Annotated in this window: 9 protein-coding genes and 8 tRNA genes; 4 read left to right on the forward strand and 13 right to left on the reverse strand. The window is 39.3% G+C overall.

All coding sequences use genetic code 11. The features are described from left to right. Positions 1-72: 72 nt before the first annotated feature. The 4 genes from menB to V7112_RS10345 are packed head-to-tail and all read right to left on the reverse strand — an operon-like array spanning position 73 to position 4,889. Positions 73-894 carry a 1,4-dihydroxy-2-naphthoyl-CoA synthase gene (gene menB, locus V7112_RS10330; protein ID WP_335418718.1) on the reverse strand — a complete coding sequence of 274 codons (822 nt, stop codon included), beginning with the start codon at positions 892-894 and terminating at the stop codon, positions 73-75. A 41-nt stretch (positions 895-935) separates the two neighbouring features. Further along, positions 936-1,754, reverse strand: a complete 819-nt coding sequence (menH, locus tag V7112_RS10335; protein WP_335418722.1) for a 2-succinyl-6-hydroxy-2,4-cyclohexadiene-1-carboxylate synthase — start codon at positions 1,752-1,754, stop codon at positions 936-938. Between the two features lie 2 nt (positions 1,755-1,756). Next, the gene (gene menD / locus V7112_RS10340) at positions 1,757-3,505 is read right to left on the reverse strand and encodes a 2-succinyl-5-enolpyruvyl-6-hydroxy-3-cyclohexene-1-carboxylic-acid synthase (RefSeq protein ID WP_335418725.1); all 1,749 of its coding nucleotides are present in this window, start codon (positions 3,503-3,505) and stop codon (positions 1,757-1,759) included. Next, positions 3,498-4,889 (reverse strand): isochorismate synthase, encoded by a 1,392-nt coding sequence (locus tag V7112_RS10345; protein WP_335418743.1) that lies wholly within the window; start codon positions 4,887-4,889, stop codon positions 3,498-3,500. Before V7112_RS10345 ends, menD begins: the two co-directional genes overlap by 8 nt. Before the next feature lie 326 nt (positions 4,890-5,215). On the opposite strand from V7112_RS10345, the gene V7112_RS10350 reads away from it, so the two are divergent. Together V7112_RS10350 and V7112_RS10355 are read left to right on the forward strand one after the other, a co-directional pair. Continuing rightward, a complete protein-coding gene (locus V7112_RS10350; RefSeq protein ID WP_335418728.1) occupies positions 5,216-6,151 on the forward strand; it encodes a 1,4-dihydroxy-2-naphthoate polyprenyltransferase in 936 nt (311 codons plus the stop codon). 131 nt (positions 6,152-6,282) lie between these two features. Next, entirely contained in the window at positions 6,283-7,038 is a 756-nt protein-coding gene (locus V7112_RS10355; protein WP_335418731.1) for a TraR/DksA C4-type zinc finger protein, read from the forward strand. A 40-nt stretch (positions 7,039-7,078) separates the two neighbouring features. Here V7112_RS10355 and V7112_RS10360 read toward each other — a convergent pair whose 3' ends face one another. Next, positions 7,079-9,487, reverse strand: a complete 2,409-nt coding sequence (locus tag V7112_RS10360) for a penicillin acylase family protein (protein ID WP_335418734.1) — start codon at positions 9,485-9,487, stop codon at positions 7,079-7,081. A gap of 181 nt (positions 9,488-9,668) precedes the next feature. Between V7112_RS10360 and V7112_RS10365 the strand changes: the two genes are divergently transcribed. Beyond that, positions 9,669-10,466 (forward strand): TIGR00266 family protein, encoded by a 798-nt coding sequence (locus V7112_RS10365; protein WP_335418736.1) that lies wholly within the window; start codon positions 9,669-9,671, stop codon positions 10,464-10,466. 50 nt (positions 10,467-10,516) lie between these two features. Further along, on the forward strand, positions 10,517-10,693 hold the full coding sequence (locus V7112_RS10370; protein ID WP_335418740.1) for a hypothetical protein: 177 nt from the start codon (positions 10,517-10,519) through the stop codon (positions 10,691-10,693). A gap of 125 nt (positions 10,694-10,818) precedes the next feature. On the opposite strand, the gene V7112_RS10375 is transcribed toward V7112_RS10370, so the two are convergent. The 8 genes from V7112_RS10375 to V7112_RS10410 all read right to left on the reverse strand — a co-directional run bounded on the left by V7112_RS10375 (position 10,819) and on the right by V7112_RS10410 (position 11,528). Beyond that, positions 10,819-10,890: transfer RNA gene (locus V7112_RS10375), tRNA-Glu, on the reverse strand. Positions 10,891-10,918: 28 nt separating this feature from the next. Next, positions 10,919-11,009, reverse strand: a tRNA-Ser gene (locus tag V7112_RS10380). 5 nt (positions 11,010-11,014) lie between these two features. Further along, positions 11,015-11,089: transfer RNA gene (locus tag V7112_RS10385), tRNA-Asn, on the reverse strand. Positions 11,090-11,098: 9 nt separating this feature from the next. Beyond that, positions 11,099-11,175: transfer RNA gene (locus tag V7112_RS10390), tRNA-Ile, on the reverse strand. Between the two features lie 15 nt (positions 11,176-11,190). Beyond that, positions 11,191-11,264, reverse strand: a tRNA-Gly gene (locus tag V7112_RS10395). Between the two features lie 6 nt (positions 11,265-11,270). Further along, a tRNA-His gene (locus tag V7112_RS10400) sits at positions 11,271-11,346 on the reverse strand. A 25-nt stretch (positions 11,347-11,371) separates the two neighbouring features. Continuing rightward, positions 11,372-11,444: transfer RNA gene (locus V7112_RS10405), tRNA-Phe, on the reverse strand. Positions 11,445-11,452: 8 nt separating this feature from the next. Continuing rightward, positions 11,453-11,528: transfer RNA gene (locus tag V7112_RS10410), tRNA-Asp, on the reverse strand. Positions 11,529-11,611 lie beyond the last annotated feature (83 nt).

The raw sequence follows: 11,611 nt of genomic DNA on the forward strand, positions 1-11,611 counted from the left end.
TCAAATCTCCTTGCGTAGAACTAAAATGCAAAAACAGCTTGATGAATTTCTCATCAAGCTGAAAATAAAATATTAAGGGAAACGTGGGAATTGCTTAAAGTCTGGCTTACGCTTTTCTTTAAATGCGTCGCGCCCTTCCTTTGCTTCATCTGTTGTGTAGTATAGAAGAGTAGCATCGCCAGCCATTTGTTGAAGACCTGCTAATCCATCTGTATCAGCATTCATTGCTGCTTTTAAGAAACGAAGGGCTGTTGGACTCATTGAGAGCATTTCTTCACACCACTTAACTGTTTCTTCTTCAAGCTGTTCTAAAGGAACAACTGTATTTACAAGACCCATGTCTAATGCTTGTTGTGCATTATATTGACGACATAGGTACCAGATTTCACGTGCCTTTTTATGACCGATGATACGTGCAAGATATCCAGAACCATAACCAGCATCAAAGCTTCCAACCTTCGGACCAGTTTGTCCAAAAATGGCATTATCTGCAGCAATTGTTAAGTCACAAACAACATGTAACACATGGCCTCCACCAATAGCATAGCCTGAAACCATTGCAACTACTGGCTTTGGAATAACACGGATAAGACGTTGTAAATCAAGAACATTTAAACGTGGAATTTGGTCATCCCCAACATAACCACCATGTCCTCGAACCTTTTGGTCTCCACCGGAACAGAATGCTTCATCTCCTGCACCAGCAAGAACGATAACACCAATGTTTGAATCATCTCTTGCGTAAGCAAAGGCATCAATCATTTCTGCCACTGTTTTCGGAGTAAATGCGTTTCTAACATGCGGACGGTTAATCGTGATTTTTGCAATGCCATTGTATGTTTCATATAAGATTTCATCATACTTACGTTCTGCAACCCATTCAACTGCAGCCATTAGCTTGTCCTCCTTTTATATATGTTTGTATGTATATTTGATCAGATCGAAAAATGATCAGAAACAAACTCACTTATTATTTTACCAAAAAAATGCGGTTGTTCCACATGAATTGCATGTCCCGCGTCTACTATTTTTTCAACTTTTGCTTTCTGAATGCTTGAACTCATCTCTTCTGCAATTTGACAGAACTTTTGATCAAGCTCTCCACATAACAATAAAGTTGGGAATATTAGCTCATTAAGTCTATCCCAGTATGAGGGCTGTGCACCTGTCCCCATCCCTCTTAAGCTGTTAGCTAACCCGATTGGATTGTTTTCAAGACGCTGTCTACGAATTTCTAATTGCTTCTCTTTTGATAGTGATTTTTGTGAAGAAAATAGGGGAATGTTCTCCCAAAAATCAATAAACCGGGCAATTCCCGCTTGTTCAATTCGATTTGCTAATTGTTCATCTGATTTTCTTCGGGCAACTCTTTCTTCCTCAGTTTTTAGCCCTGGTGAGCTACTTTCTAAAATAAGGCTATCAACCCTAGTAGGATAAAGAATGGCCGATGCCAAAGCCAATCTTCCTCCCATTGAATAACCGCAAATATGTGTTTTCGTGACTTCCAAAACGTCTAATATATGCATGATATCATGAGCGATTTTTTCAATTTGATATCTAGCAAAATCATCGGGGCAATCAGATTCCCCATGCCCGATTATGTCGATGAGAACACATTGAAAATGTTGTTTAAGTATCTCTAATGTTTGATTCCAAGTTGTCAAATTCCCAGTAAAACCATGGAGGAATACAATTGGTACTCCCTCACCCACTACTTTAACATGGTAGGTAACCCCATTTGTCGAAATAAACATTTTTAATGTTCCCTTTTTAGCGTTTCATTTATTTCCTGGGAAACATTATTCCACATTTTTCGATGAATCATGACATTCTCTTGGCGGTCTGTTCTTACCTCTACAACATGTAATCCTTTTTCTTCAAATGAAGTAGTGATGGCTTTACTGAACTCTGGCCAATCCATAATACTCGTAAATTTCCCACCGTACATTTTTACTGCATGTTCGTAATCGAGACCAATTGGAGTTCCAAAAAGAGTTTCAAAATGCTTTTCCTCTTGTGATTGTGGTAAGAAAGAAAAAATACCACCACCGTCATTATTGATTAAAACAATCGTAATATTTAGGTGGTGATGCTTTGCAGCCAATAATCCATTTAAATCATGATAGAAGGACAGGTCACCGATGACTAAAACAGTATGTTCATTTTGTGAGCTAATGCCCATCGCGGTTGATACAAGACCATCGATTCCATTTGCACCGCGGTTTCCTAAAACATGTATCGACTTTTCATTATTAGTAAAGAAGGTGTCCAGATCACGTATTGGCATACTATTCCCAACAAACAAGGTTGAACCAACTGGAAGAAGTTCCTGAAGTTCTGTAAATACCTTTCCTTCAAATAAGGTTTCTTCTTTTTGTACCGCGTTCACATTTGCTTTTACGAGGTCATTAATCTTAATCCATGAATGTACCCAAGTTGAATCTGTACGTTTCTCAGTCCGTCCAATAATCATCTGACAAAACCAGGTTTCATCACAATACACCATATCGTTTGCTGATAAGGTTGGATCTCTCCAGCCTCCATCCCCATCTACAATGATTTGAGTTGTATTCTTATATTTTTGAATATACTGAAGAAGCGCTTTAGAAACAGGCATTGCCCCGAAACGAATAATAATATCTGGGGTAAATGCTTCTCGGAAACCTTCATCTCGTAAAAAAGCATCATATCCATCTATAATATGTGATTTCGGATGTTCGCCGCTTCTTAGTTGTGATAGTGGATCAGCCAGGACAGGAAATTGAAGTGTTTCTGCTAAGCTTGCGACTGCATGTCCAAACTCTTCATCATCATGTGAACCACAAACAATGATTCCCTTCGTTTTACTGCTAACTAATTCAGAGATAAGTTGAACTTGCTCTTCATCCATTTTCGGTTTTCCAACGACAACATTCACATTTTTACGTAGGTTTTCTTTTGTCCCCCACAAGTTTTCTAACTTTAAGTTCGGTACAAGAGGTTCACGGAAAGGAAAGTTCAAATGAACAGGCCCTGCTGGTGCCATTAGCGCAGTACCCGCAGCTCTTCCTGCCATTGTTCGAACATAAGATAGCATTTGCTCTGACTCTTCTGGCAGTGCCATTTCAACAAACCATTTCGCATGATTTCCATATAACTGGTTTTGATTAATCGCTTGAGGTGCTCCTACATCCCGTAATTCGTGCGGCCGATCTGCTGTTAACACAATAAGTGGAACCCTTGAATAATAGGCCTCCACAATTGCCGGAAAATAATTCGCTGCTGCTGTACCAGATGTACATAAAATCGCTACAGGTTTCTTCGTTGCTTTAGCCACTCCAAGCGCATAGAAGGCAGACGAACGTTCATCAATATTGACTGTAACATTCATTTTAGGATGTTCCGCCATTAAAATCGCCATCGGGGTTGATCGTGAACCAGGGCTTACTACGGCCTCTGTAACCCCCACACGCACTAATTCATCAACAAATGATGCTACATACCGAGTTAATGCCTGATTATTCATTATCTAATCCTCCTAATGCAGATAGCATCGGTCTAAACTTAATCATCGTTTCTGTATATTCACTTTCTGGTTCAGAATCTCCTACAATACCGCAGCCAGCAAATAAGGATGCATTATTACCATTTAGTAAACCAGAACGAATAGCAACGGCAAATTCCCCATTATCATTCGTATCTAACCATCCCACCGGACTTCCGTACCAACCACGATCGAGAATTTCAAGCTCACGAATAATTTCAAAGGCTTTTTGTTTAGGCTGACCTCCCAGAGCAGGTGTTGGATGTAATCGATTCACAACAGTAAGTAATGACACGTCTTCTTTTGCCACTCCTTTTACAGGAGTGTATAAATGCTGGATATCTCGCATTTTTAAAATACCCGGCTCTGATGGTGAAGAGATACTTGTGCAAGACTCTTTCATTTCATGTTTAATCATTTGGACGACGACGTCATGCTCATATAGATTTTTAGGGTCACCTAGTAGCTCATTTGCTAACTGCTCGTCCTCTGTAGGTGTCTTACCGCGGCGAATGGAACCTGCAAGACAAGTTGTTAAGAAATCCTCTCCCTTTTTCTTAATAAGCCGTTCGGGAGACGCTCCGATAAAGCATGAGTTTTCATATTCAATTGCAAATAAATAGCTCATCGGCTGCTCTTCTTTTAAACGTGCCAAGACAGCGTCGGCTTCAATTGGGTCGTCAAAATGCAGTTTAATCTCTCTTGCTAATACAACCTTTTCAACCTCGTCGGATTGTACCTTTTTTGTTGCATTTCGAACAGATTCCATCCATTCCTGTGGTTGAACTTCCTCTTTTGTAAACGAGGCAATACTTTGATATTGATGACTTTCCTCAAGCAGCCATTCCAATTGTTCCAAATCGGATTCAACAATAGATGTACCCATAGGTTCACAAATGATATTTGTTGTTAAATAAGTTCTTCCTTTATAGGAAGAAAGCATGATTGAAGGCAATACAAATTTTGCATCATCGAAATGAGCCCACAGCTCAGTTCTCTTTTTTAATGGGTCAAATGAAAATCCTCCCATTAATATAGGACCAGTAGAATACGGTGCAAAATTATCAACAATGGTGGTATGTTGTACGAGTCTTTTCCACTTTTTTTCAATAGCTTCAAAACGCTCAGTAGACTCGTTATCGCGAATTGTATAGGCTTCCCCAAGTCCAACTATAATCGTATCGTTTGTAGGATTTGACCAGAAACAACGCGTTTCAAAAGGTTCTCTTTTTCCAGCAGAAAAGAACAATAGGGGGTCTATGTTCTCAATTTCTTTTACCTGACTAATAAGAACAGGCATAGAAAGCTCCTTTGAACGGTTTATTCCTTTTTCTATGTAATCATTCAATCCCTTTTGGTGTATCATTACCAACTTTTATCCCCCCGAAAATTTATCACATATAAATTTTAAATAAAAATACCAAATATATATATTATATCATTAAAATGAATTGTTTACTTTATTCAACAAAGCCTCTACGATATTCCTCATCAGTAATAGTTGTCAACAAACTTGATTCTACCATACCTAACTATAAACTGACCACTTTCTTCCTATTATATAAGAAATGTTAGTTTGCGTTTAAAAGTATGATTAAATCTCATTTGTTACTTTAAACCATTGACAGTACTTGTCCAATTCACTAAACTGTACTGTGGATAGAATGAGCTTTTCGTGAGAGGAGAGGTCTTATGCAAACACAACTTCAGTCAAATCAGAAGCTTTCGAAAAAGCCTTCCAGTGGTTTTCAAGTATGGTGGAGACTTATGCGTCCACATACACTCACTGCATCATTTGTGCCAGTTATTTTAGGGACAGTTCTTGCTCTATTAGAAACATCTATTAATATGGCGCTATTCTTAACAATGTTACTCGCTTGTCTACTTATTCAAGCAGCAACTAATATGATAAATGAGTATTTTGATTACAAGCGCGGACTCGATACTGCTGAATCAGTCGGAATTGGCGGTACGATTGTTAGAGATGGAGTAAAGCCAACGGTGATCCTTAACTTGGCGTTTACGTTTATGGGGATTGCCACTCTTTTGGGTGTTTATATTTGTATGAATAGCAGCTGGTGGTTAGCATTAGTTGGGACTATTTGTATGTCAGTTGGGTATTTATACACTGGTGGTCCATTTCCGATTTCATCTACACCATTTGGAGAGCTAGCGGCTGGTTTCTTTATGGGCATGATTATTATTTTAATATCGTTTTTCATCCAAACGGGCACTGTTACGACAACAAGTATTTTAATCTCAATTCCGATTATGATTCTTGTTGGTGCAATTAACATGTCAAACAATATTCGTGACTTGGATGGCGATAAAAAGAACGGACGTCGCACTTTACCGATTTTATTAGGCAGAGATAACGCGATTAAGTTTTTAGCAGGATTGTTTATTATTTCATATGTTTGGATTATTGCAATGGCGTTTCTTGGGATAGCATCTTGGTGGAGCCTTCTTGTACTGGCAAGTGTTCCAAAAGCTGTTCAAGCGATAATTGGATTTATTGGTAAATCAGAGCCAATTCAAATGATGCCAGCTATGAAGGCAACCGCCCAAACAAATACGTTTTTTGGATTCCTTTTATCCATTGGAATCTTTATCAGTTATTTCTTTTAAAAACACGATTTTTATGTCGTGTTTTTTCTTTGTCCTCATACATGCACTTTTTTACATTTATGATTTTCGTGTTTATGTAAATAATACATAACAAGATTCGTTACGAAATCATTTTGGAAGGAGTGCTTACAATGTTATCAAATGAGCAATTATCAACCTTCCGTTCACAGTTGATAAACGCAAAAAAAGAGGTTGAAGAACAATTGGATGATGGGGACCACTTTGATTTAGAGAAGGGTCACTGGCATGAATCCATGGGAGAACTCTCCCTTTATGATAATCATCCTGCAGACGAGGGATCTGCATTGTACGAACGAGAAAAAGACATTGCCCTTAATGAACATATAGAAAAACAGTTAAAAGACATTGAATACGCATTGCAAGCGATTGATGAGGGACGTTATGGAAAGTGTGAAAAATGCGGTAAAGACATACCTCTTGATCGTCTAGATGCGATTCCGACCACTACCTATTGTGTGGAACATAGTCCAAACCAGGTCGTTTCCCATAATCGACCAATTGAAGAGGGTGTGTTAATGCCTCCATTCGGCAAGTTTGTTGATGAGGAAGACAATGTAGCTTTTGATGCAGAGGATTCCTGGCAGGATGTTGCAAGGTATGGAACATCTGAATCACCTTCAGATTTTACTGATGCGGTTGATAACTATAATGAAGCATTTATCGAAGCAGATGAAAATGTTGGATATGTTGAGGATTATGAGAACTTTGTTGCAACAGATATCGAAGGAAAAGAAATTATCATCTATCCAAATAACCAGCATGAACAATATGAAGAGGTTCTAGATGAAGAAGGAATTATGACGATGTTCGGTGACCTCCCTCCCTATGAAAAAGAACCCTATACACAAGATGAAGCTGAAGATTAATTTTAGAAAGCAGTGGAATGAGAAACCACTGCTTTTATTTTTAGTTGGCAGGTTGTAAAACAAGCGTATAGCTTTTAATCCTATATCTCTTATCAGTATATGTGATATGGTACTTACCTGTAGTCCAATCAGAAATTTGATCATGATAAAAAGAACTTAATACATGACCGGATTGACCTGGGCCAACCACATTATAGCTTTCACTCATGTTTGATAAATCAATGACTGACCTCCAAGCCGCTCCGTGGGTAATTGCACCTGAATGATGATTAAAGCTTGCAGCTGCAACTGTAATCCCACTCCCACCCATAGGTACAGCTTCATTGTTATTAAATAAATAATTTAACGGTGAAATTGCTGATAATGGATGGTTAAACGGTACCTGATGAAATTTACCCCAGGCCCATTTATTTGGATTATTTCCTTGTTTTTTAACTGCAAAATCTACAGCTCTTTTAAAAGACTCAACTGTTACATGCTCTAAACCGCCAGCTTCAGAAATCCAAATACTTTCATGTCCATTATTTGCATCTCGAATCATTTGGTCAACTATCTGAGATTTTCCTTCAAACAATTTATCAATTTCCTGTGGAACAGATTCCTCAAATAGCACATTTGCAAATTCATCCATCCATTGATGGAATACCAATGGCTCTCCATCTTCTATACTGTCCACAAAATCCCAGTCTTGAAAATCGGCTAATACAGTTTTATCAATTTCTCTTAACTGGTCGAAATTGTTCGATAACACATCTAGAAAAATTGGAACAAACTCTTCAGCCTGCAAATTATGTTGATCAAATTGAAGTTGCAGCAAATCATCTACCGTTAAAATATCTTTACTAGATAAAACATCTTGAATTCGTTGCTGACGGTAAGGCTGTGCCCACGTATTCGTAATGTGATATGGATAGTCGTCTGGCGCGATTTTATTATTTGCTGTTGAAATAAACCCTTCCTTCGGATTCACAACGGTAGGGAGTTCATTCCAAGGAATATACCCTTCCCATTCGTACTCATCTGTCCATCCTGGAACTGGAACGGAACTATCTCCATTTTTTCGAATTGGAATTAACCCGTTTGCCCGGTAAGCGATTGTTCCATCTATAGCGGCAAAAACAAAGTTTTGAGCAGGGGTATGAAAATATGTAAGAGCTTCTTTAAATTCATCCCAATTTCTTGCCTTATTAAACATTAACACGGCCTCTAGCTCAGTCGAAGCATCAAGTGCAGTCCATCTTAATGCTAAAGCTGTTTCCTCTTTGTGGTCATGGGTAAATTCAGAAATAATTGGGCCGTGTCTAGTAACCTGAACCTGATAAGGAATTGCTTCCTCATCCTTTACTTCTATTGTTTCTTCAATAATTGTCGCATCCTCCCATTCCCCCATGTACTCAAACTGATTTGGGTTATTAGGATTCCTTCTTTCAATATATAAATCCTGTACGTCTGGTCCCACATTCGTTACTCCCCAAGCAATATATTCATTACGACCTAATATGATTCCTGGGACACCTGCAAAAATCACACCACTTACATTTACCTCATCGTTTTGCAAATGAGTTTCATACCAAATCGATGGAGTCGCTAATGCTAGATGTGGATCATCCGCTAGAATTGGCATTCCTGATTCTGATTTTTCACCACTAACAACCCAGTTATTACTCCCATTAAACTCATTTGGAAAGGGAGCAGTTGCAATGCTTTTAGAAATATCAATCGAGTTTTCTTTCATTGCTTGTATAACAGTTGCACCGTCTTCAGGGTATGTAGGAAACAACTCTAGCAATTTTTCTTCTGAAACATGCTGTGCCATATAGTAACGGAATGCTTGGCCTTTATAATGTCCACCTAAGTCGTAAGCCATATATTTTCCTATTGTGAGCGAGTCGATTGGACTCCACATGTACGGCTCATATCCTGCTAGTGAAAACTCTACGGGTAGTGTATTCTTCTCGATTGCTTCCTTAATAAAAGCATTAACCCCGTCTGCATAAGATTGAAGCACATCTTTTGCTTCGGTAGAGTAAGCTTCGTATGAGGCTTCAGCAGCTCTTCGTAAACCAAGTGTTCTAAAGTATTTATCCTGGTCCACGAGCGAGGCACCAATCACTTCACTAAGCTCTCCAGAAGCCTGTCTACGACTTAAATCCATTTGAAATAAACGATCCTGCGCCGTAACATATCCTTGCGCAAAATACAGATCATGGGTGTTTTTTGCTACAATATGTGGGACCCCATTATTATCGCGAGTAACTTCAACATCTTCAGTTAAACCCTCAACTTGAATCTGTCCTTCAATCACCGGTAAACTTTTTTTCAAAAATAAATAACCTACTATAATACATGCTAAAAGAAGGAGTATGATAACTATTCCTGTCAGTAATATAACTCTAAAGCGTTTCTTCCTCGGCCATAACTGTCTTTTCACTACGACTTCCGAACTCATATAATCCCCCTTTAAAATACATTATTTCAAGAAAATTCTAAATATATTATAGTATTCTTATCTTAGTTTGTCATTGAGTAGAATTAACATTTTTTTCATTCTCTTAGCATTGTTAAAAGGAAGATACTAATAAATGCCGAATTACTTCATTGTATTTATTTAAATCGAAAGGAAGATAGAAATGAACGCACATGAGATTGAGTATAAACTTTATGGAGACGATATGCAGTTTGTTGAAATCGAATTAGATCCAAGTGAAAGTGTCATTGCGGAAGCAGGTGCTATGATGATGATGGAGGATGGCATTTCGATGGAAACGATTTTTGGCGACGGCTCAGGTTCTTCTGGTGGTGGTCTTCTAGGAAAACTATTAGGGGCAGGGAAAAGAGTTCTAACAGGAGAAAGTTTATTTATGACAGTATTTACTAATAGCAACATGGGCAAAAAACATGTTTCCTTTGCTGCACCCTATCCAGGTAAAATCATTCCTGTTGATTTAAGTTTGCTTGATGGCAAAGTAATTTGCCAAAAGGACGCTTTTTTGTGTGCTGCAAAAGGGGTCTCAGTCGGAATTGATTTCCAACGAAAATTAGGAACTGGATTCTTTGGAGGAGAAGGTTTTATCATGCAGAAATTAGAAGGAGATGGTTTAGCGTTTTTACATGCAGGCGGTACCATACATAAAAAAGAACTCCAACCTGGTGAAATCCTAAGAATCGATACGGGCTGCCTTGTGGGAATGACTAGGGATGTCGATTATAACATCGAGTATGTAGGTAAAATTAAAACAGCCTTTTTTGGGGGTGAAGGTTTATTCTACGCAACTGTTAGAGGCCCTGGAACGGTTTGGGTACAGTCATTACCGTTCAGCCGTCTTGCAGACCGAATCTTTGCGAGTGCGCCAAAAAATGGTGGCAGCACTGGTGAAGGAAGTATTCTAGGAGGTCTCGGTAATCTTCTGAATGGGGATAATAATTAAAAGAATATTTTAAGCAAGAACTGGGAGGATAATAATGGAGGTGTAAAAAGATGACACGAAAAAAAGATGTTGAAGATTTTAACGGTGAAGCTCCATTATTTGATGCGCCAGACGATAAAATCCTTGCTTTTGATATGTTTCGCGGGATATCCCCCGGTATCTTTTCTGATGTTGATTTAGACAACCCAGCCCAAAAAATTGAAGAAGATACCATACCCCAAGATTAGTACACCTGGCAACAGGTGTTTTTTCTTTTTCTTGTGTTTGCGGGTTCGGGATCTCCTATATTAGTTAGCTGTATGACTCGGTTAAACAATAAAAAAACGCCATGAGAAATTCTCATAACGCTTGATGACCCGTACGGGATTCGAACCCGTGTTACCGCCGTGAAAGGGCGGTGTCTTAACCGCTTGACCAACGGGCCAGATTATATAATTTATTTAAAATCAACATGGCGGAGAAGGAGGGATTTGAACCCTCGCGCCGCTTACGCGACCTACACCCTTAGCAGGGGCGCCTCTTCAGCCACTTGAGTACTTCCCCAAAAATGGCTCCGCAGGTAGGACTCGAACCTACGACCGATCGGTTAACAGCCGATAGCTCTACCACTGAGCTACTGCGGAATAACAATATGGTGGGCCTAAATGGACTCGAACCATCGACCTCACGCTTATCAGGCGTGCGCTCTAACCAGCTGAGCTATAGGCCCATTTAGATAAAAAAATGGAGCGGGTGATGAGAATCGAACTCACGACATCAGCTTGGAAGGCTGAGGTTTTACCATTAAACTACACCCGCACATTATGGGGCGGCTGATGGGAATCGAACCCACGAATGTCGGAACCACAATCCGATGCGTTAACCACTTCGCCACAACCGCCATTAACTTTTATAAAATAATAAGGTGGCTCAGGACGGAATCGAACCGCCGACACAAGGATTTTCAGTCCTTTGCTCTACCGACTGAGCTACTGAGCCACAACATATGGCGGTCCCGACCGGGATCGAACCGGCGATCTCCTGCGTGACAGGCAGGCATGTTAACCGCTACACCACGGGACCATTGTACAAACATTTTTCAACAAGACGAATATTATTTTACTATAACATTCAATTCAAGTCAATGATTTTTTTTGGTTGCGGGG

The sequence above is a fragment of the Bacillus sp. JJ1566 genome (assembly GCF_036962685.1).
In the GTDB taxonomy this organism is placed as follows: Bacteria; Bacillota; Bacilli; order Bacillales; family Bacillaceae_L; genus Ferdinandcohnia.

Excerpts from the sequence above, each read along its gene's own strand:
- V7112_RS10370 (WP_335418740.1), top strand. The coding sequence starts at position 10,517 with ATGACACGAAAAAAAGATGTTGAAGATTTTAACGGTGAAGCTCCATTA.
- V7112_RS10360 (WP_335418734.1), bottom strand. The coding sequence starts at position 9,487 with ATGAGTTCGGAAGTCGTAGTGAAAAGACAGTTATGGCCGAGGAAGAAA.
- menB (WP_335418718.1), bottom strand. The coding sequence starts at position 894 with ATGGCTGCAGTTGAATGGGTTGCAGAACGTAAGTATGATGAAATCTTA.
- menD (WP_335418725.1), bottom strand. The coding sequence starts at position 3,505 with ATGAATAATCAGGCATTAACTCGGTATGTAGCATCATTTGTTGATGAA.
- V7112_RS10365 (WP_335418736.1), top strand. The coding sequence starts at position 9,669 with ATGAACGCACATGAGATTGAGTATAAACTTTATGGAGACGATATGCAG.
- V7112_RS10350 (WP_335418728.1), top strand. The coding sequence starts at position 5,216 with ATGCAAACACAACTTCAGTCAAATCAGAAGCTTTCGAAAAAGCCTTCC.
- menH (WP_335418722.1), bottom strand. The coding sequence starts at position 1,754 with ATGTTTATTTCGACAAATGGGGTTACCTACCATGTTAAAGTAGTGGGT.
- V7112_RS10355 (WP_335418731.1), top strand. The coding sequence starts at position 6,283 with ATGTTATCAAATGAGCAATTATCAACCTTCCGTTCACAGTTGATAAAC.
- V7112_RS10345 (WP_335418743.1), bottom strand. The coding sequence starts at position 4,889 with ATGATACACCAAAAGGGATTGAATGATTACATAGAAAAAGGAATAAAC.